Here is a 22,411-nt window from a genome sequence, read left to right as displayed (position 1 = left end):
GCCGCCGACGCGGGTCTGAGAGAATTGGGCCTGTGATCTCCCGAATCGATCTGCGCGGCGACGCCCTCCCCGAGGGACCCGCCCTGCGCGACCTGCTGCCCCGAGCCGACTTCGACGTCTCGGCCGCCCTGGAGAAGGTGCGTCCGATCTGCGAGGCCGTGCATCATCGGGGAGACGCGGCGCTGATCGACTTCGCGGAGAAGTTCGACGGGGTCCGGCTGACCTCCGTGCGAGTCCCGGCCGAGGCCCTCACCGAGGCCCTGGAGCAGCTCGACCCGGCCGTCCGCGCGGCCCTGGAGGAGTCGATCCGGCGCGCCCGCATCGTCCACCGCGAGCAGCGCCGCACCAACCGCACCACCCAGGTCGTGCCCGGCGGCACCGTCACCGAGAAGTGGGTGCCGGTCGAACGGGTCGGCCTCTACGCCCCCGGCGGCCGGTCCGTCTACCCCTCCTCCGTGATCATGAACGTGGTCCCGGCGCAGGAGGCCGGAGTCGGCTCGATCGCCCTCGCCTCACCGGCACAGGCCGAGTTCGACGGGCTTCCGCACCCCACGATCCTGGCCGCCTGCGCCCTGCTCGGCGTCGACGAGGTCTACGCGGCCGGCGGCGCCACCGCCGTCGCGATGTTCGCGTACGGCACCGAGTCCTGCCCGCCCGCCCCCATGGTCACCGGGCCGGGCAACATCTGGGTGGCCGCCGCCAAGCGGTACTTCACCGGCGTCATCGGCATCGACTCCGAGGCGGGCCCGACCGAGATCGCGGTCCTCGCCGACGACACCGCCGACCCGGTCCACGTCGCCGCCGACCTGATCAGCCAGGCCGAGCACGACCCGCTCGCCGCCGCCGTGCTCGTCACCGACTCCGTCGCGCTCGCCGACGCGGTCGAGAAGGAGCTCCAGCCGCAGGTCGAGGCCACCAAGCACATCGAGGACCGCATCCGGCCCGCCCTGGCCGGCCGGCAGTCCGCGATCGTCCTGGTCGACGGCGTCGACGAGGGCCTGCGCGTCGTGAACGCCTACGGCGCCGAGCACCTGGAGATCCAGACGGCCGACGCCGCCCGGGTCGCCGAGCGTGTCGTCAACGCGGGCGCGATCTTCATCGGCCCCTGGGCGCCGGTCTCGCTGGGCGACTACGCGGCCGGCTCCAACCACGTGCTCCCGACCGGCGGCTGCGCCTGCCACTCCTCCGGTCTGTCCGTCCAGTCCTTCCTGCGCGGCATCCACATCGTCGACTACACCGAGGACGCGCTGGCCGAGGTCGCGCACCACGTGGTGACGCTGGCGGAGGCGGAGGACCTCCCCGCGCACGGCGCGGCGATCAAGGCAAGGTTCGGCTGGAAGGTACCTGGCAAGTGAGCTTCGGAATCGACGATCTCCCCGTACGGGACGAACTGCGCGGCAAGAGCCCCTACGGCGCGCCCCAGCTCGACGTCCCCGTACGACTGAACACCAACGAGAACCCGTACCCCCTGCCCGAGCCGCTCGTCGAGCGGATCACCGAGCGGGTGCGGGAGGCGGCCCGGAACCTCAACCGCTACCCCGATCGGGACGCCGTGGAACTGCGCACCCGGCTCGCCGCGTACCTGACGGACACCTCCGGCCACCAGGTCGGCCTCGCCAACGTGTGGGCCGCCAACGGCTCCAACGAGGTCATCCAGCAGCTGCTGCAGACCTTCGGCGGGCCCGGCCGCAGCGCCATCGGGTTCGAGCCCTCGTACTCGATGCACGGTCTGATCTCCCGAGGGACCGGCACGGAATGGATCTCCGGCCCCCGCAACGACGACTTCACGATCGACCTCGCCGCCGCCGAGAAGGCGATCGCCGAGCACCGGCCCGACGTCGTCTTCGTCACCACCCCCAACAACCCCACGGGCACCGCTGTCCCGGCCGAGACCGTCCTCGCGCTGTACGAGGCCGCGCAGGCGGCGAAGCCGTCGCTCGTCGTGGTCGACGAGGCGTACATCGAGTTCAGCCACGGCGACTCGCTGCTGCCCCTCATCGAGGGCCGCCCGAACCTCGTCGTCTCGCGCACGATGTCGAAGGCGTTCGGCGCGGCGGGCCTGCGCCTCGGCTACCTCGCCGCCCACCCGGCGGTCGTGGACGCCGTCCAGCTGGTCCGGCTGCCGTACCACCTCTCCGCCGTCACCCAGGCGACCGCCCTGGCAGCCCTGGAGCACACCGGCACACTGCTGAAGTACGTCGAGCAGCTGAAGTCGGAGCGGGACCGGCTGGTGGAGGAACTGCTGGCGATCGGCTACGAGGTCACCGCGTCCGACGCCAACTTCGTGCAGTTCGGCCGCTTCGACGACTCCCACACCGTGTGGCAGCGGATCCTCGACCGGGGTGTCCTGGTCCGGGACAACGGAGTGCCGGGCTGGCTCCGGGTCACCGCCGGCACCCCCGAAGAGAACGACGCGTTCCTCGACGCGGTCCGTGAACTCAAGAAGGAGCAGAACGCATGAGCCGCGTAGGACGCATAGAGCGGACGACGAAGGAGACGTCGGTCCTCGTCGAGATCGACCTCGACGGCACCGGCAGGACGGAGATCTCCACCGGGGTCGGCTTCTACGACCACATGCTCGACCAGCTCGGCCGGCACGGTCTGTTCGACCTGACCGTGAAGACCGACGGCGACCTGCACATCGACTCCCACCACACCATCGAGGACACCGCCCTCGCGCTGGGCGCCGCCTTCAAGCAGGCCCTCGGCGACAAGGTGGGCATCTACCGCTTCGGTAACTGCACGGTGCCGCTGGACGAGTCCCTCGCCCAGGTCACCGTCGACCTCTCCGGCCGCCCCTACCTCGTGCACACCGAGCCCGAGAAGATGGCGCCGATGATCGGCGAGTACGACACCACGATGACCCGGCACATCCTGGAGTCCTTCGTCGCCCAGGCCCAGATCGCGCTGCACGTCCACGTGCCGTACGGGCGCAACGCGCACCACATCGTCGAATGCCAGTTCAAGGCGTTGGCCCGGGCGCTGCGCTACGCCTCCGAGCGCGACCCGCGTGCGGTCGGCATCCTGCCCTCCACGAAGGGCGCGCTGTGAACGGTCTGTCCACCGTCCTGATCGTCGTCGGCCTCTTCCTGGTCGGCGGGATCATCTCGTTCGCCAAGCAGCAGATGCCCAAGAGCCTCATCACGCTGCTCTCGATCGGCGCCGCGATGTGTCTCGTCGCGGGCATCCTGCGGCTGGAGGTGTGGAATTGAGCACCGCGTCCAAGAAGGTCGTCGTCTTCGACTACGGCTTCGGGAACGTGAGGTCCGCCGAGCGCGCCCTCGCGCGCACCGGCGCCGAGGTCGAGATAACACGTGACTTCGACAGGGCCATGAACGCCGACGGGCTGCTGGTCCCCGGCGTCGGCGCCTTCGCCGCCTGCATGAAGGGCCTCAAGGAGGCGCGCGGCGACTGGATCATCGACCGGCGCCTCTCCGGCGGCCGCCCGGTGATGGGCATCTGCGTCGGCATGCAGATCCTCTTCGCGCGCGGCATCGAGCACGGCGTGGAGACCGAGGGCCTCGACGAGTGGCCCGGCGCGGTCGAACCGCTCCAGGCCGAGATCGTGCCCCACATGGGCTGGAACACCGTCGACGCCCCGGCCGGCACCGAGCTGTTCGCCGGCCTCGACGCCGACGCCCGCTTCTACTTCGTGCACTCCTACGCCGTCCACGACTGGACCCTGGAGACGCACAACCCGACCCTGACCAGCCCCAAGGTCACCTGGTCCACGCACGGCAAGCCGTTCGTGGCGGCCGTGGAGAACGGCGCCCTGTGGGCCACCCAGTTCCACCCCGAGAAGTCCGGCGACGCCGGAGCGCAGCTGCTGAACAACTGGATCGGAACCCTGTAGCCATGGCAAAGCTCGAACTCCTCCCCGCCGTCGACGTCCGTGACGGCCAGGCGGTCCGGCTCGTCCACGGCGAGTCCGGCACGGAGACCTCCTACGGCTCCCCGCTCCAGGCCGCACTCTCCTGGCAGAGCGCGGGCGCCGAGTGGCTGCACCTGGTCGACCTGGACGCCGCGTTCGGCACCGGCGACAACCGGGACCTGGTCGCCGAGGTCACCCGGGCCATGGACATCAAGGTCGAGCTCTCCGGCGGCATCCGGGACGACGCCTCCCTGGCGAAGGCCCTGGCCACCGGCTGCACCCGGGTCAACCTCGGCACCGCCGCCCTGGAGACCCCCGAGTGGGTCGCCAAGGTCATCGCCGAGCACGGCGACCGGATCGCCGTGGGCCTCGACGTACGCGGCACGACGCTCAAGGGCCGCGGCTGGACCCGCGACGGCGGCGACCTCTACGAGACGCTGGAGCGCCTCGACAAGGAGGGCTGCGCGCGGTACGTGGTCACGGACATCGCCAAGGACGGCACCCTCCAGGGCCCGAACCTGGAGCTGCTGAGGAACGTCTGCGCGGCCACCGACCGCCCGGTCGTCGCCTCCGGCGGGGTCTCCTCCCTCGACGACCTGCGGGCCATCGCCGAGCTGGTGCCCCTCGGTGTCGAGGGGTCCATCGTCGGGAAGGCCCTGTACGCGAAGGCGTTCACCCTGGAAGAGGCCCTGGAGGCTGTGTCGTCATGACGTCCGATGCCGTACGGCGTGTCCAGAGCGGGAGTCCCTGGGAGGAGTCCTTCGGTTTCGCGCGCGCCGTCGCGGCGGGCGACCGCGTCCTGGTGGCGGGCACGACGGCCTTCAAGGGCGATGTGCTCTACGGGGAGGGCGACCCGTACGAGCAGGCCAAGGTGGCCTTCACCAGCGCGGTCGAGGCGCTCGGCGAGTTCGGGCTCGGTGCCGGGGCCGTGATCCGTACGCGGATGTACCTGACGCACATGCGGGACGTGGAAGCCGTGGGGCGGGCCCACAAGGAGATCTTCGACCCGGTGCGTCCGGCCGCGACCCTGCTGGTCGTGGAGGGGTTCGTCGACCCGCGCATCCTGGTCGAAGTAGAGATCGAAGCATTCCGGGGCTAGGCCTCTCGCGAGCCTGGCCGAGCCTTTCTGGGTTTTTCTAAGGAGCCGTGGATTCATGACCCTGGCGGTCCGAGTCATCCCCTGCCTGGACGTGGACAACGGCCGGGTCGTCAAGGGTGTCAACTTCCAGAACCTTCGCGACGCGGGCGACCCCGTCGAGATGGCGAAGGTGTACGACACCGAGGGCGCCGACGAGCTGACGTTCCTCGACATCACCGCCTCGTCGGGCAACCGCGAGACCACCTACGACGTGGTGCGCCGCACCGCCGAGCAGGTCTTCATCCCGCTGACCGTCGGCGGCGGCGTCCGCACCGCCGAGGACGTCGACAAGCTGCTGCGGGCCGGCGCGGACAAGGTGGGCGTCAACACGGCCGCCATCGCCCGCCCCGACCTGATCCGCGAGATCGCCGAGCGGTTCGGCCGCCAGGTGCTGGTGCTCTCGGTCGACGCGCGCCGCACCCCTTCCCGCAGCGGCTCCAAAGGCTCCTTCGAGGTCACCACCCACGGCGGCCGCAAGGGCACCGGCATCGACGCCGTCGAGTGGGCCCACCGCGCCGCCGAGCTGGGCGCCGGCGAGATCCTGCTCAACTCGATGGACGCCGACGGCACCAAGGACGGCTACGACCTGGAGATGATCACTGCCGTCCGCAAGCACGTGACCGTCCCGGTCATCGCCTCCGGCGGCGCCGGCAAGCTCGCCGACTTCTCCCCGGCCATCGAGGCGGGTGCCGACGCCGTCCTCGCCGCCTCCGTCTTCCACTTCGGCGACCTGCGCATCGGCGAGGTCAAGGACGCGCTGCGGGGGGCCGGGCACGCCGTACGGTGACGCCCCGGACCGTCGAGGTGAGCCCCGCGCACCGGGCGGCCGGGGCTCACCACCCGGGGCGCACCCGCCGCGACCGCGCCTCAGATCCCCAACTGCTTCGTCTCGTGCAGCTTGGTGATCGCCTCCTTCTCGCCCTCCAGCTCCACGTCGGCCACCTGCTGGCGGCCGTACAGGAACAGCAGCAGCTCGGAAGGCTCACCGGTGACGGTGACGACCGGGGCGCCACGATGGGCCACCGCCGTCTGACCGTCGGGGCGGCGCAGGACCAGACCGGTGGGGGAGCCACGGCCCATGAGGCGGGCGGTGCGCTCCAGACGGGACCACAGGGCGTCCTGGAAGACCTGGTCGAGCTCGCGCGGGGACCACTCGGGCCGGGCGCGGCGGATGTCCTCGGTGTGGACGTAGAACTCGATCGTGTTCGAGGCCTCGTCGATCTGCTTGAGGGAGAAGGGCGAGAAACGCGGCGGACCGGTACGGACGAGCTGGATCAGCTCCTCGTACGGCTTCGCGGCGAACTCCTCCATCACCCGGTCCAGGCGCGACGCGAGCTGCTTGATGAGGATGCCCCCGGCCGCGTCGGGGCGGCGCTCGCGCACCACCACGTGCGCGGCCAGATCACGGGTCGTCCAGCCCTCGCACAGGGTGGGGGCCTCAGGGCCCGCGGTCTCCAACAGGTCGGCGAAGAGAAGCCGTTCACGCTTGGCATGGGTCGACATGCCAGCCAGCCTACGACCGTGCGGGCGCCGCGCCCAGCGCAGGTCCGGCCGGGACGCGGCGAACCGCCCCGGGCCGGGGAGGCACGGGCGCCCGGCCGGAGCGGCGTTCGTACGACAAGCAGGTCCGGCCTGTGGACAACGGACGAGGCCGGTCGGCGTGGCGCGGCACAATGGCACGCATGACCAGCACGCCGTCCTCCAGCAGCCCCCTCGATCCCGGAGCCCCCGCCGGCCCCGGCACCCCCAGTGCGCTGGACCCCGAGATCGCCGCCCGCCTCAAGCGCGGCGCCGACGGGCTCCTGCCCGCCATCGCCCAGCAGTACGACACCGGTGAGGTGCTCATGCTCGGCTGGATGGACGACGAGGCCCTGCACCGCACCCTCACCTCCGGGCGCTGCACCTACTGGTCGCGCAGCCGCCGCGAGTACTGGGTCAAGGGCGACACCTCCGGCCACTTCCAGTGGGTGAAGTCCGTCGCCCTGGACTGCGACGCCGACACCCTCCTCGTCAAGGTCGACCAGGTCGGCGCCGCCTGCCACACCGGCGACCGCACCTGCTTCGACGAGGACGTCCTCAAGGTCGTGGAGGGCGCCCCGGGCGCCGCCGATTCCGACGTACCGTCACTGGATCAGTAAGGTCAGCCGCCATGGACCTCGAGACGTTCCGCAAGCTGGCCACCGACCGTCGTGTCATCCCCGTCAGCCGCAAGCTCCTCGCCGACGGCGACACCCCCGTCGGGCTCTACCGCAAGCTCGCCGCCGAGCGCCCCGGCACCTTCCTGCTGGAGTCCGCCGAGAACGGCCGCTCGTGGTCCCGCTACTCCTTCGTGGGCGTCCGCAGCCACGCCACCCTCACCGCCCGCGACGGCCAGGCCCACTGGCTCGGCACCCCACCCGTCGGCGTCCCCGTCGACGGGGACCCCCTCGCCGCGCTGCGCGCCACCATCGAGGCGCTCCACACCCCGCACCAGGAAGGCATGCCGCCCTTCACCGGCGGCATGGTCGGCTACCTCGGCTACGACATCGTGCGCCGCCTGGAGAAGATCGGCCCCGGCGAGCGGGACGACCTGCGGCTGCCCGAGCTGACCATGCTGCTGACCAGCGACCTGGCGGTCATGGACCACTGGGAGGGCTCGGTCCTGCTGATCGCGAACGCCATCAACCACAACGACCTGGACACCGGCGTCGACGAGGCCCACGCCGACGCCGTCGCCCGCCTCGACGCCATGGAGGCCGACCTCGCGCGGCCCGTGGCGCAGCCCCCGGCGGCCCTCCCGCCGTCCGAGCTGCCCGAGTACACCGCGCTGTGGGGCGGCCCCGACTTCCAGGAGGCCGTCGAGGACATCAAGGAGCGCATCCGGGCCGGCGAGGCCTTCCAGGTCGTCCCCTCCCAGCGCTTCGAAACCCCGTGCACGGCAAGCGCGTTGGACGTCTACCGCGTCCTGAGGGCCACCAACCCCTCCCCGTACATGTACCTGTTCCGCTTCGACGGCTTCGACGTCGTCGGCTCCTCCCCCGAGGCCCTGGTCAAGGTCGAGGACGGACAGGCCATGGTCCACCCCATCGCCGGCACCCGGCACCGGGGCGCCACCCCGCAGGAGGACCAGGCCCTCGCCGACGAGCTGCTCGCCGACCCCAAGGAGCGCGCCGAGCACCTGATGCTCGTCGACCTGGGGCGCAACGACCTGGGCCGGGTCTGCGAACCGGGCTCGGTCGAGGTCGTCGACTTCATGTCGGTCGAGCGCTACTCGCACGTCATGCACATCGTGTCCACCGTCACCGGCCGGGTCGCGCCGGGCCGCACCGCCTTCGACGTCCTCACCGCCTGCTTCCCCGCGGGCACCCTCTCCGGCGCCCCCAAGCCGCGAGCCATGCAGATCATCGACGAACTGGAGCCGTCCCGCCGGGGCCTGTACGGCGGCTGCGTCGGCTACCTCGACTTCGCCGGGGACTCCGACACCGCCATCGCCATCCGCACGGCCCTCCTCAGGGACGGCACCGCCTACGTCCAGGCCGGAGCCGGCATCGTCGCCGACTCCGACCCCGTCGCCGAGGACACCGAATGCCGCAACAAGGCGGCAGCGGTCCTGAGGGCGGTGCACACGGCCAACCGACTCGGACAATAGGGCGCTTCTCACGTGGCCCCGGGTGACAACCCACCCGGGGCGCAGGCGATAGTGGAGCACGTGACCGCAAGTCCTGACCCCCGTTCCGAACCCGCGTCCCACCGCTCCGGTCGGCGCAGCCTCGCCCTGGCCCTGCTCAGCGGTGCCCTCGGCGCGGCCGTCGTGCTGCTCGCCACCCGGCAGCGCTGGTCGGAGGGCACCATCACGGTGGCCGGCGGCTCCTTCCCGCTGACCGCCAGGGGCAGCGACGTCACCGGCGTCCCGGCGTCCCTCGCCGTGGTGGGCCTCGCCGCGCTCGTCGCCGTCTTCGCCGTGCGCCGGTCCGGGCGCGTCCTGGTCGCCGCCCTGCTCGCCCTCTCCGGCGCGGGCACCGTCGCCGCCGCGCTGCTCGGCGCGTACGACAGCTCGGCGCTCGACGACAAGGCGGCCGAGGCCTCCGGCGACACCGCCGCGACCGTCGACGCGCTCAGCCACACCGGCTGGCCGTACGTCGCGGCCGTCGGCGGCGCGCTCATCCTGCTCGCCGGGCTGCTCGCCCTGCGCTACGGACGGCAGTGGCCCACGATGTCCGGCCGCTACGAGCGTGACGGCACCCCCCGCCCCCGCAGGGCCAGGCCGATCGACCCCGACCGGCCCGAGGACATGTGGAAGGCCCTGGACCGCGGCGAGGACCCGACGGGACCCGACCCGGCCTGACGCTGCCCGCCCGCGCGCGGGCACGCATCCGGAACGTGAGAGTGGACACCCCCGCTCATGGCACCCGTACCCGTACGGAACAATGGACGACGAGCGTCCGACTCAGCACAGGCATCGAGCGTCACGCACCGAGCACGACGCAATGAACAACGAGGAGCAAGTCATGGCGGGCAGCAGCCACGGTCACACCCCGGCCGCCTGGACCGGCGTCACCATCGCCTTCATCGGTTTCTGCGTCTCGGGCGCCTACATGGTGATGGCCCAGCCGCTGGGATTCTGGGCCGGCATGGTCATCGTCGTCCTCGGCGGCGTCGTCGGCATGGTCATGCGCGCCATGGGCATGGGCCAGCCGAAGGACGCGCACGCCGTGTACGAGACGGCGGCGGTGCGCGCCAACACCACGACGAGCACCGAGCCGGCCGCCGCCCAGAGCTGACGTCAGCGGGAGGGGCGGTCCGGCGGCACGAAACCGCCGGACCGCCCCTCGTGCGCGTGTACGGCCCGCGCGGGGCAGAATGCGGTGTGTGAACGTCGAGACCGCACCGCCCGCGCCACAGCGGAGCCGCGCGCTCTGGGTGCCCGCCGGGGTGCTCACGGCCGTCGGCGGCGCCTTCGCGTACGTCGCGGCCGTGGACCCCAACGAACCCGGCCACTACCCGGTCTGCCCGCTGTGGCGCTTCACCGGCCTCTACTGCCCAGGCTGCGGCGGTCTGCGCAGCGCGCACGCCTTCGCGCACGGCGACCTCGCGACCGCGCTCACGAACAACGCGCTGGCCGTCGCGGGCTTCGTGGGGTTCGCGGCGCTGTGGACCGTCTGGGTGGTCCAGGCAGCGCGCGGACGACCCCTGAGCCTTCGGTTCGGGACCGTTCAGATGTGGTCGGTCGGCGCGTTGGCGCTGGTCTTCACGGTTGTCCGGAACCTGCCGTTCGGTGGCTGGCTCCATCCTTGATCGAACGGCGAACGTCCAGGTAGTGGGACCGCCGTCAACCGGATGCGAGGCCTACGCCCTCCTCCGGATACCATCGCAGTGAACTGCCTGAACCCTGAGAACCGCTCGACTGTCAATACATGACCGTCAAACGTTGTCACCGATTTTCACCGTCTGAAAGGGGGCCGCTCGCGTGAGTGTGCTCGACGAGATCATCGACGGAGTCCGTGCCGACCTCGCGGAGCGGCAGGCGCGCGTCAGCCTCGACGAGCTCAAGGAGCGCGCGGCGAAGGCTCCGGCGGCCAAGGACGGCGCGGCCGCCCTGCGCGGCGACGGCGTCAAGGTGATCTGCGAGGTCAAGCGTTCCAGCCCTTCCAAGGGCGCGCTCGCCGCGATCGCCGACCCGGCCGGGCTCGCGGCCGACTACGAGGCGGGTGGCGCGGCCGTCATCTCCGTCCTCACCGAACAGCGCCGCTTCGGCGGCTCGCTGGCCGACCTGGAGGCCGTCCGCGCCCGCGTGGACATCCCCGTCCTGCGCAAGGACTTCATCGTCACCTCGTACCAGCTGTGGGAGGCGCGGGCGTACGGCGCCGACGTGGCGCTGCTGATCGTCGCGGCCCTCGAACAGTCGGCGCTGGAGTCGCTGATCGAGCGTGCCGAGTCGATCGGACTCACCCCGCTCGTGGAGGTCCACGACGAGGACGAGGTCGAGCGCGCGGTCGACGCCGGCGCCCGGGTGATCGGCGTCAACGCCCGCAACCTCAAGACCCTCGAGGTCGACCGCACCACGTTCGAGCGGGTCGCCCCCGAGATCCCCGACTCCATCGTCAAGATCGCCGAGTCCGGCGTCCGAGGCCCGCACGACCTCATCGCCTACGCCAACGCCGGCGCCGACGCGGTCCTCGTGGGCGAGTCCCTCGTCACCGGCAAGGACCCCAAGACCGCTGTCGCCGACCTCGTGGCCGCGGGCGAGCACCCGGCGCTGCGGCACGGCCGGAGCTGACCCGGCCATGACCGACCGCACCCGCACCGCCGACCGGCCGGGGCCCGCCCCGGCCGGGGCGACGGCGTGCGGGGCGGCGGCCTCCGGGGCGGCGGACCGAGTGCCGTCGGCCGGGGCCGGTGCCGCCCACACGGGTGAGTCGGTCCCGGTAGGCTGTGCCCCGATGTTCTCGATCACCATGACCCCCAGGGACCCCTACGCCCGCCTCGCGCGCGGGTGCCGTCCCCGTGGCTGCCGGGCGCCCGCCCGTCGCGTCCACGGGCGCCGGGTCCGCTACGTCATCGGTGACGAGCCGGGTCAGGTGAACGGCATGCGATGGCCCAGGACACGTACGCGCCGACGCCCTGTGGGCAGCTGAGCCGCGTCCGTCCTCCCGACCCGCCGGGTGTTCCCTCCCCTGCGGCGACGGTTCGGCGGCGCCACGGACGGCGCGTGTACGTGATCACGCGAGTCATAGTCCGGCCAACGACGGGGCCCTGCCCCTGCGAGGTATCCGCATGTCCAGTGAGTTCTTCATTCCCGACCCCGAGGGTCAGGTTCCCAGCGCCGAGGGATATTTCGGCGCGTTCGGCGGCAAGTTCATCCCGGAGGCGCTGGTCGCCGCCGTGGACGAGGTCGCCGTGGAGTACGACAAGGCCAAGCACGACCCCGAGTTCGCGCGCGAGCTCGACGATCTGCTCGTCCACTACACGGGGCGGCCCAGCTCGCTCACCGAGGTGCCCCGGTTCGCCGAGCACGCCGGCGGGGCCCGGGTCTTCCTCAAGCGCGAGGACCTGAACCACACCGGGTCGCACAAGATCAACAATGTGCTCGGGCAGGCCCTGCTCACCAAGCGCATGGGCAAGACGCGGGTGATCGCCGAGACGGGAGCGGGCCAGCACGGCGTCGCCACCGCCACGGCCTGCGCGCTCTTCGGCCTCGACTGCACGATCTACATGGGCGAGATCGACACCCGGCGGCAGGCCCTGAACGTCGCCCGGATGCGCATGCTCGGCGCCGAGGTCGTCGCCGTGAAGTCCGGCTCCCGGACCCTCAAGGACGCCATCAACGAGGCGTTCCGGGACTGGGTCGCCAACGTCGACCGCACCCACTACCTCTTCGGGACCGTCGCCGGGCCCCACCCCTTCCCCGCCATGGTCCGCGACTTCCACCGGGTCATCGGCGTCGAGGCCAGGCGGCAGATCCTCGAACGCGCCGGTCGGCTGCCCGACGCGGCCGTCGCCTGCGTCGGCGGCGGATCGAACGCCATCGGCCTCTTCCACGCCTTCATCCCGGACACCGGCGTACGCCTCATCGGCTGCGAGCCGGCCGGGCACGGCATCGAGACCGGCGAGCACGCGGCGACGCTGACCGCCGGGGAGCCGGGCATCCTGCACGGCTCGCGCTCGTACGTCCTCCAGGACGAGGAAGGCCAGATCACCGAGCCGTACTCGATCTCGGCCGGCCTCGACTACCCGGGCATCGGCCCCGAGCACGCCCACCTCAAGGACAGCGGCCGCGGCGAGTACCGCGCCGTCACGGACGACGCGGCCATGCAGGCACTGCGTCTGCTGTCGCGCACGGAGGGCATCATCCCGGCGATCGAGAGCGCCCACGCGCTCGCCGGCGCCCTGGAGGTCGGCCAGGAGCTGGGCGAGGACGGGCTGATCGTCGTGAACCTGTCCGGGCGCGGCGACAAGGACATGGACACGGCCGCGCGCTACTTCGGCCTGTACGACAGCGGTGCCGACGCCGAGGTCGCCGCCGACGCGGCCGATCTCGCCGAGATCGAGGGGGACGCCAAGTGAGCGGGAACATCCAGCTGTTGAGTGACACCCTCGCCGCCGCCAAGGCGGAGGGCCGGTCCGCGTTGATCGCCTATCTGCCGGCCGGGTTCCCGACCGTCGACGGCGGTATCGCCGCGATCAAGGCGGTCTTCGAGGGCGGCGCCGACGTCGTCGAGGTCGGGCTGCCGCACAGCGACCCGGTCCTCGACGGACCCGTCATCCAGACCGCCGACGACATCGCCCTGCGCGGCGGCGTCAAGATCGCCGACGTGATGCGCACGGTCCGTGAGGCGTACGAGGCCACCGGGAAGCCGGTGCTTGTCATGACGTACTGGAACCCCATCGACCGCTACGGCGTGGAGCGCTTCACGGCCGAGCTGGCCGAGGCGGGCGGCGCGGGCTGCATCCTGCCCGACCTGCCCGTCCAGGAGTCGGCGCTGTGGAGGGAGCACGCGGAGAAGCACGGCCTCGGCACGGTCTTCGTGGTCGCGCCCAGCAGCAAGGACGCTCGGCTCGCGGAGATCACCGCGGCCGGCAGCGGCTTCGTCTACGCGGCCTCGCTGATGGGGGTCACCGGCACCCGGGAGTCGGTGGGCGCGCAGGCCCAGGACCTGGTGGAACGCACCCGGGCCACGGGTTCGGGCCTGCCGGTCTGCGTCGGCCTCGGCGTCTCCAACGCCGAGCAGGCCGCCGAGGTCGCCGGGTTCGCCGACGGTGTGATCGTCGGCTCCGCGTTCGTGAAGCGGATGCTGGACGCGCCCGACGAGGCGGCCGGCCTGGACGCCGTACGGGAACTGGCGGGCGACCTGGCGAAGGGCGTACGCCGGGTCGCGTGAGCGGCCGGATGGTGAGGCGTGCGACCCGGCGTGTGCGGGAGCCCGAGCCCGTGACGTTCACCCGTTTGTCGTACGGGGATCGCTGGACGTAGCAGGCAATCCGCTCACTCGAACGGGTGGAAGTGGGATCGGGGAGGCGCTGAGCGCCTCCCCGGTTCGTTCTGCGGGATGTGAGCGAGAAGAACCGTGAGGGAAAGCGCACCGCCCGTGAACGGCTGGCGGAGGAGCGCGAGAAGCAGAAGGCCGCCGAGAAGCGCCGTCGGGTGCTGATCGTGGGCGCGTCCGTGGTCTGCGTGCTGGGGCTGGCCGCCGTGATCGGCGTCGTCGCGGCGAACGCGGGCAAGGACGACGGGGCCGACACCTCGGGCCCGGTGGTCGCGCCCTCGGGGGCGAACGGCGAGGACAGCCTCGCGATCCCCGTCGGGGACGCCGGCGCCAGGTCGACGCTCTCCGTGTGGGAGGACTTCCGCTGCCCGGCCTGCAAGTCCTTCGAGGACGCCTATCGCTCGACGATCCACGAGCTGACCGCGGCCGGGAAGCTGAAGGTCGAGTACCACCTCGCCACCCTGATCGACGGCAACATGGGCGGCAGCGGCTCCCGCAAGGCCGCCAACGCCGCCGCGTGCGCGCAGAACGAGGGGAAGTTCCCCGCGTACCACGACGTGCTCTTCCAGAACCAGCCGCCCGAGACGGACGACGCCTTCGCGAGCGAGACCAAGCTCCTCGACCTGGCGAAGAAGGTGGACGGGCTGGACACCGCCGCCTTCCGCACCTGCGTCGAGGACGGCAAGCACAACAGCTGGGTCGCCAAGTCGAACGAGGCCTTCCAGAAGGGCGGCTTCTCCGGCACGCCGAGCGTCTTCCTCAACGGCACCAACATCTACGCGGACCAGTCCATGACCCCCGCCAAGCTGAAGGAGATGGTGGAGGCGAAGGCCGCGGGCTGAGGCCGGGAGTGCCTCGTGGGGCCCGTGGGGTGTCAAGGCGGCAACGGGGCGGCGTTATGGACCCGTTGCCGGGCTGCCTGCCGTCGGCCAGGCCCGGCAGGGTAGCGTCGACCCTGCCATGGAACTTGCCTACATTCCCAGCCCGTCGCGCGGGGTGCTGTACCTCGGTCCCGTCCCGCTGCGCGGCTACGCCTTCTGCATCATCATCGGTGTCTTCGTAGCCGTCTGGCTCGGCAACAAACGCTGGGTCGCGCGGGGCGGACGGGCCGGAACGGTCGCCGACATCGCCGTCTGGGCCGTGCCCTTCGGCCTGATCGGCGGCCGGCTCTACCACGTGATCACGGACTACGAGCTGTACTTCAGCGAGGGCCGTGACTGGGTGGACGCCTTCAAGGTCTGGGAGGGCGGCCTCGGCATCTGGGGCGCGATCGCCCTCGGCGCGGTGGGGGCGTGGATCGGCTGCCGCCGACGTGGCATCCCGCTGCCCGCGTACGCCGACGCCGTCGCGCCCGGGATCGCTCTCGCGCAGTCGATCGGCCGCTGGGGCAACTGGTTCAACCAGGAACTGTACGGAAAGCCGACGGATCTTCCGTGGGCCGTGGAGATCACGTCCTCCACGGACGGTCGGCTGCCGGGTACGTACCACCCGACCTTCCTCTACGAGTCGCTGTGGTGCATCGGCGTCGCGCTCCTCGTCATCTGGGCGGACCGCCGGTTCAAGCTCGGGCACGGGCGGGCGTTCGCGCTGTACGTCGCCGCGTACTGCGCGGGGCGGTTCTGGATCGAGTACATGCGGGTCGACGAGGCCCACCACATCCTCGGACTGCGCCTCAACAACTGGACCGCGCTGTTCGTCTTCATCCTCGCCGTGATCTACATCGTCCTGTCGGCCCGGAAGCGGCCGGGGCGCGAGGAGATCGTCGAGCCGGGGGGCCCCGACGGTGACGGGGACGAGGGCGCTGCCACGGTCGGCGACGAGGAGTCGGAGAAGCCGTCGGGCAAGGCCGAGGCCGAGGCCGACGAAGAGAAGGACGCGGAGGCCTCCGGCGTGGAGGGCGAGAAGGGCGAGAAGAAGGAGACCGAGTCCGCGAAGAAGAGCTGAGCACCGCGTATCGGTCGATGTGCTGCCGACCCACCTGTCCCTTCGGGGCGGGTGGGTCTGTGGTTCGGGGTGCCTAGCAGCTCGGGGATTCGGGTTCGTCGGCGGCTGCGGGTGGTTCGTGGTTGCTCGCGCGGTTCCCCGCGCCCCTGAAGGGGCGCGGCGGGGGCGATCAAAGTCTGCTGGGGCGGGCCGCAAGGGTCAGGGTTCTGCGCGCCGCGGCGACGACGGCCGGGTCGATGAAGTGGCCGTCGGGGAGGGCCAGTGCCCCGGCCGTACCGGTCGCCGCTCTGAGGGTCCGCTCGGCCGACTCCACCTCCTGGGGAGTCGGGGTGTACGCGCGTTCGATCACCGGGAGCTGGCGCGGGTGGATGGCGGCGCGGCCCAGGAACCCGAGCGCGCGGCCGTGGGCGGAGGTGGCCGCCAGGCCCTCCAGGTCTTTCGTGTCCGGGTAGACCGACTGGGCGGGTGACGGGAGACCGGCGGCACGGGCGGCGAGGATCACCCGGGAGCGCGGCCAGTCCAGCGCCCGGTCGTCGCTGACGGCCAGGTCGGCGCGGAGATCCGCCTCGCCGAGGGCGATGCCCCGCAGGGCGGGGTGCGCGGTGGCGATGTCGTACGCCCGTTCCACGCCCAGGGCCGATTCGATGAGGGCGTACAGGGGGATCGCTCCTCCTTCCGCCGGCGCGATGCGTTCCGCGACCTTCGCCACCTCGTCGGGGGACGTGATCTTCGGCAGGCGGAGGGCGGCCAGGCCGGGGAGCGGGGCGAGGGTTTCGAGATCCTCCTCGGCGTCCGCGGTGTGCAGGGCGTTGACGCGTACGTGGACCGGAACGGGCGGCGGTGCCGCGAGGAGTTCGGCGGTGGCCGCGCGGGCGTAGGCCTTGCGGTCGGGGGCCACCGCGTCCTCCAGGTCCACGATCACCACCTCCGCGCCGGAGGCCAGGGCCTTGGTGACGACCTCAGGGCGGTCGCCGGGGACGTACAGCCAGGTCAGGGGGAAGGGTGTCGGCGACTGGGGGGTCACAGGGCACCTTCCCGGCGGAGGGTCTCGATCTCCGGTGCGGACAGGCCCAGTTCGGTCAGGATCGAGTCCGTGTCGGCGCCGTGCGGACGGCCCGCCCAGCGGATCGCACCGGGGGTGCTGGAGAGGCGGAAGAGGACGTTCTGCATGCGCAGGGGGCCGAGGTCGGGGTCGTCGACGGTGGTGATCGTGTCCAGGGCGCGGTACTGGGGGTCGGTCATCACCTCCCGGACGTCCTGGATGGGGGCCACCGCGGCCTCCGCCTTCTCGAACGCCTCGACGACCTCCTCCCGCGTGTGACGGGCGATCCACGCGCCGACCGCCTCGTCCAGGACGTCCGCGTGCCGGGCCCGCTCCGCCCCCGAGCCGAACCAGGGCTCGTCGATCAGCTCGGGCCGGCCGACCAGGCGCATCAGGCGTTCCGCGATGGACTGGGCCGAGGTGGACACGGCCACCCAGGAACCGTCCGCCGTGCGGTAGGTGTTGCGGGGCGCGTTGTTCGCGGAGCGGTTGCCCGTGCGGGGCTGGACATGGCCCAGTTGGTCGTACCACAGGGGCTGGGGGCCGAGAACGGTGAGGATCGGCTCGATGATCGCCATGTCGACCGTCTGCCCCTGGCCGGTACGGTCACGCGCGGCGAGTGCGGTCATCACCGCGTACGCCGTCGCGAGGCCCGCGATCGAGTCGGCGAGCCCGAAGGGTGGCAGGACCGGTGGGGCGTCCGGTTCGCCGGTGATCGCGGCGAATCCGCTCATGGCCTCGGCGAGCGTGCCGAAGCCGGGGCGGTGCGCGTACGGGCCGAACTGGCCGAATCCGGTGACCCGGGCGAGGACCAGAGCGGGGTTCACCGCCGACAGCTCCTGCCAGCCCAGACCCCATTTCTCCAGGGTGCCGGGGCGGAAGTTCTCGATGATCACGTCGGCGGTGGCGGCGAGACGCAGCAGGGTGGACCGGCCGCCGGGGGTGGAGAGGTTCAGCGTCAGGGTGCGCTTGTTGCGGCCCAGCAGCTTCCACCACAGGCCCACGCCGTCCTTCGACGGGCCGTGGCCCCGGGACGGGTCCGGTTTCGTGGGGTGCTCGACCTTGATGACCTCCGCCCCGAAGTCGCCGAGCATCGTGGCGGCGAGGGGGCCCGCGAAGAGGGTGGCGAGGTCGAGGACGCGGAGGTGGCTGAGCGGAGGGTCGTACGCCTGGGGCGGGGGTGGCGCCTGGGTCATGGGTGGGGGGTCTCCCGGAGGGTGAGGTGGGCCAGGGTGTCGAAGCCGACGCCGTTGAAGTCGGCGATCGAGGTGGCCAGGCGGTTCTTGAGGGGAGCCGTCCAGCGGTCGGGGAGCGCGTCCGGGTGGCCGGTCAGCAGCCCCGCGATGCTGCCCGCCGTCGCACCGTTGGAGTCGGTGTCCCAACCACCGGACACCGCACGGCAGATGGAGGCCGTGTAGTCGCCGTCCGCGTGGGTGAGCGCGGCGGTGAGCAGAGCGGTGTTGGGGAGGGCGTGGACCCAGTGGTGGTCGGCGTAGGTGGCGTGGAGTTCGTCGACGATCGTGTCGAAGTCCTCGGTGCCGGCGGTGAGTCGGAGGGCGTGGTTGATCGCTCGCGCGAGGCGGGAGTCCGGGGGGACGACCGTCAGGCCGGTGCGCAGGCACTGGTGGACGTCGTGGGTGCCGGTGGCCGCCTCGGCGATGGTGGCCGCGACGAACATCGCCGCGTAGACGCCGTTGGCGGTGTGGGTGAGGGTGGCGTCCCGGTGGGCCTGTTCGGCCGCGGCGGCCGGGTCGCCGGGGTTGGTCCAGCCGTGGACGTCGGCGCGGATCAGGGCGCCGATCCATTCGCGGAACGGGTTGCGGTGGCGGGCGGTGTGGGGTGGCTCGATGCCGGTGAGGAGGTTGCGGTAGGCGACGCGTTCGGCCGTGAAGGTGCGGCCCGCGGGGAGTTCGTCGAGCCAGAGGCCGGCTACGTCGGCGGTGGTGAAGTCCCGGCCGTGGCGGGTAAGGAGGAGCAGGTTGAGGAGGGGGTAGTTGAGGTCGTCGTCCTCGGGCATGCCGTCGATGTTCTCGGCGAGGGAGGTGGGGGCCGAGCGGCGGTTCCAGGGGTGGGCGGTGAGGAGTTCCGCGGGGACGCCTCGGGCGGTGAACCACGTGCTGAGGGGCCAGTTGCCGGTGACCGCGGCGAGTTGGCGGATGGCGTGGAGGGGGAGTTTCTCGACGGGCTTGCCGAGGAGGCAGCCGGCGGCCCGGCCGAGCCAGGCGGCTTCGAGGCGCCGCGCGTAGGTGGCCGGGGCGGGGAAGGTCGCGCGGGCCCCCGCCGGCCGGGTGGAGGCGGGCTGAGCGGGGTGGGACCGCACGGTCGGAGCCGGGGCCCCGGTCGGGTGCGTGGGCTCGGGTGGCCGCGTGGCCTCGGTCGGCCGCCTGGGCTCGGTCGGCCGGGTGGGCCAGTTCGGGCACAACGCCTTGATCCTGCCGAGGTCCGTCGGCTCGTCGTCCCTCAACGCGCTCGGCAAATCCGCCAGTTCGTCCAGCAGGTCCTCGGCGAGTTGGCGGAGGTAGCGGGAGACCCGGTGGGGGGAGGCGCCGGCGCGGAGGGGGGCCGGGGGGCCGCCCGCCGCCCGCCAGCGGGCGGCGATGACCGAGGGCTCGCGGCCGTCCTGACGGGCCTGGTGGAGTTCGTGGCCGAGGAGGTCCTCGGGCTGTACCCAGGTGAGACGCAGGGCGGTCACCGGACGGGGGCCAGGGCGGTGAAGGCCGACTCGTGGGCGCGGCGACGGCGGACGTCCTGGGTGTGGATCTGGAGCGCGACCTCCGTCAACGTCCGGGCGGGGGCGTGCAGGTCCAGGCGGCTCGCCTCGGCCACCGTCTTGGCCCAGTCGGACGGGACCTCCGAGCCGAGCGCGCCGGCGACGGCGCCGGCCATCGTGGCGATGGAGTCGCAGTCGCGGCCGTAGTTCACCGAACCCAGCACCGCGTGGCGGTAGTCGCCGCGGGCCACGAGCACCATGCCGAGCGCGACGGGGAGTTCCTCGATCGTGTGGAGGCGGGAAGGGCGGCGGGCGCCGAGGGAGGGGGCCCGGTAGTCGGGGCCGACCGTGTCGAACGGGGCGACCGCCTCGCGGAGCGGCCGTAGCGCCGACTCGAAGTCCGTGTGGCGGCGGGCCACTTCGCACACCGACTCGATCGCCGCGCGGGTGCCGTCCTTCGCCAGGGCGAGGCAGGCCTCGACCACCGACTCCGCCGTCGCGCCCGGCATGCACGCCGCGGCGACCGCCGCAGCGAACACGCCCGCCGCCTCCCTGCCGTAGGACGACTGGTGGGCGCCCGCGACGTCGAGCGCCTCGGCGTACGCGCCGCGCGGGTCGGCCGCGTTGACCAGGCCGACGGGGGCCATGTACATCGCGGCACCGCAGTTGACGATGTTGCCGGTGCCGGCCTCGCGGGGGTCGATGTGGCCGTAGTGGATACGGGCCACCAGCCACTTCTCGGCGAGGAAGACCCGCTGGAGGGGGAGCGCCTCGGCCTCCAGCTCGGGGATCCAGCGCGGGGTCGTCATCATGTCGGGCACCAGGTGCTCGGCGACCGCGTACGCGTCGAGGTGGTCGCGTACGCGGTCGTACACCCGGACGAGCGCATGGGTCATCAAGGTGTCGTCGGTGACGTGGCCGTCGCCCTTGTGGTACGGGGCGATGGGGCGGGCGGTGCGCCACCGGTCGCCGTTCCAGGGGCCGACGACCCCGTGCACGCGGCCGCCGTGGCGTTCGAGGATCTGTTCCGGGGTGTAGCCCTCCACCGGGCCGCCGAGGGCGTCGCCGACGGCGGCGCCGACGAGGGCGCCGGTGATGCGTTCGTCGAGCTTGGCTTCCGGAGCGGCCGCGGGGGCGGGCGCCGGGACGGGTGCGGGATGCGATGCGGGCGTCATGCCCGGCTAACGCCGTGCGGGGTGGGGAGTTCCGCTGTGCGGAGAAGTTCGGCGAGGTGGACGAGGTCGGTGCCGGTGAGGCGGGGGAGGGCGCAGCCGGAGAGGGTGCGGCAGGCGTCCCGCCAGGTGTCGGGGACGGCGACGCCGCCGCCGAGTGCTCCGGTCAGGGCGCCGGCGAGGGCCGGGGCGGAGTCGGCGACCCGGGAGAGGCAGGCGGCGGCGGGGACGGCTTCGGCGATCCGGCCGCGGGCGGCTGTGGCCAGGGCGAGGGCCACGGGGACGGTCTCGGCGGCGGCGATGCCGTAGCTGTAGACGTGGTCGACGATCTGGTGCTCCAGGAGGGGGATCAGAGCGAATGTTCCTTCTTTTTTGTGGCGGTGGGCGAGGTCGAGGGCGTGGCGCGCGTTGCGGCCGATCTCCGTCGAGGCGGGGAGTTCGGCCAGGGCCGCGGCCGCGCAGTCGTCGACGTCCGCGCCGGCGAGCGCCAGCGCGAGCGCCGCGGCCATCGCGCGGGCGCCGTGCACGCCGTCGCCGTCCTGGGTGTAGCGGGCGTCGAACTCGGCCAGGTCGGCGGCGCGGCGGGGGTCGCCCGGGTGGGCCACCGCCAGGACGCAGGCGCGGACACAGGCCGCGTCGTCGAAGTAGTGCGGGTTGTCGTGGCCGGTGGCGGGTGGGCGCAAGCCGGTGGCGAGGTTGCCGAGGCCGGCGCGTACGGAGATACGGGCGCGCAGGGGGAGTACGGCGGACTCGACCTCGGGGGCGCGTTCGGCCGCGGCGGCGATCTCGCTGGCCACGGCGTTCCAGGAGAGGTCGATGGAGGCGCGGGTGCGGCGTTCCAGGCTGAGGTCGCCGAGGGCGGCGGCGTCGCCGGCGCGGAGGAGGGCCTCCGCGGCGAAGGCCGCCCATTCCGCGTCGTCGGAGGGGCCGAGGCGCAGGGGTTCGGGGGGTTGGTTGAGGGCGATGGGCACGGGGAGGGTGGTGGTGGCGTTCTGCTCGGCGAAGGTGTCCAGTTCGCGGGTGAGGCGGCGGGTCCACTCGGGCATGCGGGCGGCCCGGTGACGGGCGGCGGGCCAGCCGGCGGCGTCGCCTGCGGCGAGGCCCAGGAGGAGGCCCTCGATACGGCGGGGGGCGCGGGCCGTGGCCTCGGCTCCGCCTTCGGCTTTGGGTCTCCCACCCGCGCCGCCCGTGCGAATCCCGTCGTCGAGTGAGGTCGGCCCCTGGGGGGTGCCTCCACCGTCGGCGGCCGTGGCTCCGTGCGTGAGGGGCTTCGCCGGGACCCGGCGGGCGGGGGCGAGGTGTTCGGGGGCGAGAGGTTCGGCCGGCGGCGCGGGGACGAGTGGTTCGGTGTCGGGTGTGGGTGTGGGTGTGGGTGTGGGTGTGGGCGTGGGCGTGAGGGGCATGGTGACGGTCGGCTCGGTGATGGTCGGCTTCGGTGCGTTCGGGCGTGTGCGCTCGATCGGCTCCGCCAGGAGATGCCGCTCGCCGATGTCGGGCGGGTCCGTCGGCTCTGCCGGTGGTACGTGCGGTGCTGTGGGAGCCGGGGCGTCGCGCGGTGGGGCCGGTGTCCT

The 22,411-nt window shown here is 72.5% G+C and carries 25 protein-coding genes; 19 read left to right on the top strand and 6 right to left on the bottom strand.

What is annotated here, in order from left to right; translation table 11 throughout:
* Positions 1 to 32: 32 nt before the first annotated feature.
* The 8 genes from hisD to hisF are packed head-to-tail and all read left to right on the top strand — an operon-like array spanning position 33 to position 5,796.
* Positions 33 to 1,355, top strand: coding sequence for a histidinol dehydrogenase (gene hisD, locus RM704_RS19765; RefSeq protein WP_033528089.1), 1,323 nt, complete (start codon positions 33 to 35; stop codon positions 1,353 to 1,355).
* Positions 1,352 to 2,461 carry a histidinol-phosphate transaminase gene (locus tag RM704_RS19760; RefSeq protein ID WP_033528088.1) on the top strand — a complete coding sequence of 370 codons (1,110 nt, stop codon included), beginning with the start codon at positions 1,352 to 1,354 and terminating at the stop codon, positions 2,459 to 2,461. Before hisD ends, RM704_RS19760 begins: the two co-directional genes overlap by 4 nt.
* On the top strand, positions 2,458 to 3,051 hold the full coding sequence (gene hisB / locus RM704_RS19755) for an imidazoleglycerol-phosphate dehydratase HisB (RefSeq protein WP_033528087.1): 594 nt from the start codon (positions 2,458 to 2,460) through the stop codon (positions 3,049 to 3,051). The genes RM704_RS19760 and hisB overlap by 4 nt, the downstream gene beginning before the upstream one ends.
* Positions 3,048 to 3,212 (top strand): CG2302 family histidine operon protein, encoded by a 165-nt coding sequence (locus RM704_RS19750; RefSeq protein WP_033528086.1) that lies wholly within the window; start codon positions 3,048 to 3,050, stop codon positions 3,210 to 3,212. Before hisB ends, RM704_RS19750 begins: the two co-directional genes overlap by 4 nt.
* Positions 3,203 to 3,853 (top strand): imidazole glycerol phosphate synthase subunit HisH, encoded by a 651-nt coding sequence (gene hisH / locus RM704_RS19745; protein ID WP_033528085.1) that lies wholly within the window; start codon positions 3,203 to 3,205, stop codon positions 3,851 to 3,853. The genes RM704_RS19750 and hisH overlap by 10 nt, the downstream gene beginning before the upstream one ends.
* 2 nt (positions 3,854 to 3,855) lie before the next feature.
* Positions 3,856 to 4,581: a bifunctional 1-(5-phosphoribosyl)-5-((5-phosphoribosylamino)methylideneamino)imidazole-4-carboxamide isomerase/phosphoribosylanthranilate isomerase PriA gene (gene priA / locus RM704_RS19740; RefSeq protein ID WP_033528084.1), complete on the top strand. Its 726-nt coding sequence runs from the start codon at positions 3,856 to 3,858 to the stop codon at positions 4,579 to 4,581.
* A complete protein-coding gene (locus RM704_RS19735) occupies positions 4,578 to 4,970 on the top strand; it encodes a RidA family protein (protein WP_033528083.1) in 393 nt (130 codons plus the stop codon). Before priA ends, RM704_RS19735 begins: the two co-directional genes overlap by 4 nt.
* Positions 4,971 to 5,025: 55 nt before the next feature.
* Positions 5,026 to 5,796 carry an imidazole glycerol phosphate synthase subunit HisF gene (gene hisF, locus RM704_RS19730; protein ID WP_033528082.1) on the top strand — a complete coding sequence of 257 codons (771 nt, stop codon included), beginning with the start codon at positions 5,026 to 5,028 and terminating at the stop codon, positions 5,794 to 5,796.
* An 80-nt stretch (positions 5,797 to 5,876) separates the two neighbouring features.
* Here the strand turns inward: hisF and RM704_RS19725 are convergent, their stop codons facing one another.
* Positions 5,877 to 6,512 carry a TIGR03085 family metal-binding protein gene (locus RM704_RS19725; protein WP_033528081.1) on the bottom strand — a complete coding sequence of 212 codons (636 nt, stop codon included), beginning with the start codon at positions 6,510 to 6,512 and terminating at the stop codon, positions 5,877 to 5,879.
* A 179-nt stretch (positions 6,513 to 6,691) separates the two neighbouring features.
* Here RM704_RS19725 and hisI point away from each other — a divergent pair, with 179 nt between their 5' ends.
* The 11 genes from hisI to lgt all read left to right on the top strand — a co-directional run bounded on the left by hisI (position 6,692) and on the right by lgt (position 15,916).
* Positions 6,692 to 7,147 (top strand): phosphoribosyl-AMP cyclohydrolase, encoded by a 456-nt coding sequence (gene hisI, locus RM704_RS19720; RefSeq protein WP_052146115.1) that lies wholly within the window; start codon positions 6,692 to 6,694, stop codon positions 7,145 to 7,147.
* Between the two features lie 11 nt (positions 7,148 to 7,158).
* Entirely contained in the window at positions 7,159 to 8,637 is a 1,479-nt protein-coding gene (locus RM704_RS19715; protein WP_033528080.1) for an anthranilate synthase component I, read from the top strand.
* A gap of 51 nt (positions 8,638 to 8,688) precedes the next feature.
* Entirely contained in the window at positions 8,689 to 9,333 is a 645-nt protein-coding gene (locus tag RM704_RS19710; RefSeq protein WP_033528079.1) for a TIGR02234 family membrane protein, read from the top strand.
* A gap of 163 nt (positions 9,334 to 9,496) precedes the next feature.
* On the top strand, positions 9,497 to 9,769 hold the full coding sequence (locus tag RM704_RS19705) for an HGxxPAAW family protein (protein WP_033528208.1): 273 nt from the start codon (positions 9,497 to 9,499) through the stop codon (positions 9,767 to 9,769).
* A gap of 79 nt (positions 9,770 to 9,848) precedes the next feature.
* Positions 9,849 to 10,283 carry a DUF2752 domain-containing protein gene (locus RM704_RS19700; protein ID WP_033528078.1) on the top strand — a complete coding sequence of 145 codons (435 nt, stop codon included), beginning with the start codon at positions 9,849 to 9,851 and terminating at the stop codon, positions 10,281 to 10,283.
* A 172-nt stretch (positions 10,284 to 10,455) separates the two neighbouring features.
* Positions 10,456 to 11,265, top strand: a complete 810-nt coding sequence (gene trpC, locus RM704_RS19695; RefSeq protein ID WP_033528077.1) for an indole-3-glycerol phosphate synthase TrpC — start codon at positions 10,456 to 10,458, stop codon at positions 11,263 to 11,265.
* Positions 11,266 to 11,272: 7 nt separating this feature from the next.
* A complete protein-coding gene (gene trpM / locus RM704_RS45590; RefSeq protein WP_438828930.1) occupies positions 11,273 to 11,623 on the top strand; it encodes a tryptophan biosynthesis modulator TrpM in 351 nt (116 codons plus the stop codon).
* 139 nt (positions 11,624 to 11,762) lie between these two features.
* Positions 11,763 to 13,052, top strand: a complete 1,290-nt coding sequence (gene trpB, locus RM704_RS19685) for a tryptophan synthase subunit beta (RefSeq protein WP_033528076.1) — start codon at positions 11,763 to 11,765, stop codon at positions 13,050 to 13,052.
* Positions 13,049 to 13,867 carry a tryptophan synthase subunit alpha gene (gene trpA / locus RM704_RS19680; protein ID WP_033528075.1) on the top strand — a complete coding sequence of 273 codons (819 nt, stop codon included), beginning with the start codon at positions 13,049 to 13,051 and terminating at the stop codon, positions 13,865 to 13,867. Before trpB ends, trpA begins: the two co-directional genes overlap by 4 nt.
* A 170-nt stretch (positions 13,868 to 14,037) precedes the next feature.
* Complete coding sequence (locus RM704_RS19675; RefSeq protein WP_033528074.1) at positions 14,038 to 14,814, top strand: DsbA family protein; 777 nt, start codon at positions 14,038 to 14,040, stop codon at positions 14,812 to 14,814.
* Between the two features lie 118 nt (positions 14,815 to 14,932).
* Positions 14,933 to 15,916: a prolipoprotein diacylglyceryl transferase gene (gene lgt / locus RM704_RS19670; RefSeq protein WP_033528073.1), complete on the top strand. Its 984-nt coding sequence runs from the start codon at positions 14,933 to 14,935 to the stop codon at positions 15,914 to 15,916.
* A 169-nt stretch (positions 15,917 to 16,085) separates the two neighbouring features.
* On the opposite strand, the gene RM704_RS19665 is transcribed toward lgt, so the two are convergent.
* Genes RM704_RS19665 through RM704_RS19645 form a run of 5 tightly spaced genes read right to left on the bottom strand, consistent with a single transcriptional unit; the run spans position 16,086 to position 22,243 of the window.
* Positions 16,086 to 16,940 carry an HpcH/HpaI aldolase/citrate lyase family protein gene (locus RM704_RS19665; protein WP_033528072.1) on the bottom strand — a complete coding sequence of 285 codons (855 nt, stop codon included), beginning with the start codon at positions 16,938 to 16,940 and terminating at the stop codon, positions 16,086 to 16,088.
* Complete coding sequence (locus RM704_RS19660) at positions 16,937 to 18,154, bottom strand: CaiB/BaiF CoA transferase family protein (RefSeq protein ID WP_033528071.1); 1,218 nt, start codon at positions 18,152 to 18,154, stop codon at positions 16,937 to 16,939. The genes RM704_RS19665 and RM704_RS19660 overlap by 4 nt, the downstream gene beginning before the upstream one ends.
* Complete coding sequence (locus tag RM704_RS19655) at positions 18,151 to 19,650, bottom strand: ADP-ribosylglycohydrolase family protein (protein ID WP_311590922.1); 1,500 nt, start codon at positions 19,648 to 19,650, stop codon at positions 18,151 to 18,153. The genes RM704_RS19660 and RM704_RS19655 overlap by 4 nt, the downstream gene beginning before the upstream one ends.
* The gene (locus tag RM704_RS19650) at positions 19,647 to 20,843 is read right to left on the bottom strand and encodes an ADP-ribosylglycohydrolase family protein (RefSeq protein ID WP_033528069.1); all 1,197 of its coding nucleotides are present in this window, start codon (positions 20,841 to 20,843) and stop codon (positions 19,647 to 19,649) included. The genes RM704_RS19655 and RM704_RS19650 overlap by 4 nt, the downstream gene beginning before the upstream one ends.
* Positions 20,840 to 22,243 carry an ADP-ribosylglycohydrolase family protein gene (locus RM704_RS19645; RefSeq protein ID WP_311590947.1) on the bottom strand — a complete coding sequence of 468 codons (1,404 nt, stop codon included), beginning with the start codon at positions 22,241 to 22,243 and terminating at the stop codon, positions 20,840 to 20,842. The genes RM704_RS19650 and RM704_RS19645 overlap by 4 nt, the downstream gene beginning before the upstream one ends.
* Positions 22,244 to 22,411 lie beyond the last annotated feature (168 nt).

This window comes from Streptomyces gottesmaniae, from assembly GCF_031845845.1.
GTDB lineage: Bacteria > Actinomycetota > Actinomycetes > Streptomycetales > Streptomycetaceae > Streptomyces > Streptomyces akebiae.
Note: the sequence above shows the minus strand (reverse complement) of the source record. Positions and strands in the feature narration are given on the sequence as shown.

Bases quoted from the DNA above. Each gene is read 5' to 3' on its own strand.
- hisB (WP_033528087.1), top strand. From the start codon at position 2,458: ATGAGCCGCGTAGGACGCATAGAGCGGACGACGAAGGAGACGTCGGTC.
- priA (WP_033528084.1), top strand. From the start codon at position 3,856: ATGGCAAAGCTCGAACTCCTCCCCGCCGTCGACGTCCGTGACGGCCAG.
- RM704_RS19735 (WP_033528083.1), top strand. From the start codon at position 4,578: ATGACGTCCGATGCCGTACGGCGTGTCCAGAGCGGGAGTCCCTGGGAG.
- hisF (WP_033528082.1), top strand. From the start codon at position 5,026: ATGACCCTGGCGGTCCGAGTCATCCCCTGCCTGGACGTGGACAACGGC.
- RM704_RS19725 (WP_033528081.1), bottom strand. From the start codon at position 6,512: ATGTCGACCCATGCCAAGCGTGAACGGCTTCTCTTCGCCGACCTGTTG.
- hisI (WP_052146115.1), top strand. From the start codon at position 6,692: ATGACCAGCACGCCGTCCTCCAGCAGCCCCCTCGATCCCGGAGCCCCC.
- RM704_RS19715 (WP_033528080.1), top strand. From the start codon at position 7,159: ATGGACCTCGAGACGTTCCGCAAGCTGGCCACCGACCGTCGTGTCATC.
- RM704_RS19705 (WP_033528208.1), top strand. From the start codon at position 9,497: ATGGCGGGCAGCAGCCACGGTCACACCCCGGCCGCCTGGACCGGCGTC.
- RM704_RS19700 (WP_033528078.1), top strand. From the start codon at position 9,849: ATGCGGTGTGTGAACGTCGAGACCGCACCGCCCGCGCCACAGCGGAGC.
- trpM (WP_438828930.1), top strand. From the start codon at position 11,273: ATGACCGACCGCACCCGCACCGCCGACCGGCCGGGGCCCGCCCCGGCC.
- trpB (WP_033528076.1), top strand. From the start codon at position 11,763: ATGTCCAGTGAGTTCTTCATTCCCGACCCCGAGGGTCAGGTTCCCAGC.
- lgt (WP_033528073.1), top strand. From the start codon at position 14,933: ATGGAACTTGCCTACATTCCCAGCCCGTCGCGCGGGGTGCTGTACCTC.
- RM704_RS19660 (WP_033528071.1), bottom strand. From the start codon at position 18,154: ATGACCCAGGCGCCACCCCCGCCCCAGGCGTACGACCCTCCGCTCAGC.
- RM704_RS19650 (WP_033528069.1), bottom strand. From the start codon at position 20,843: ATGACGCCCGCATCGCATCCCGCACCCGTCCCGGCGCCCGCCCCCGCG.
- RM704_RS19645 (WP_311590947.1), bottom strand. From the start codon at position 22,243: ATGCCCCTCACGCCCACGCCCACACCCACACCCACACCCACACCCACA.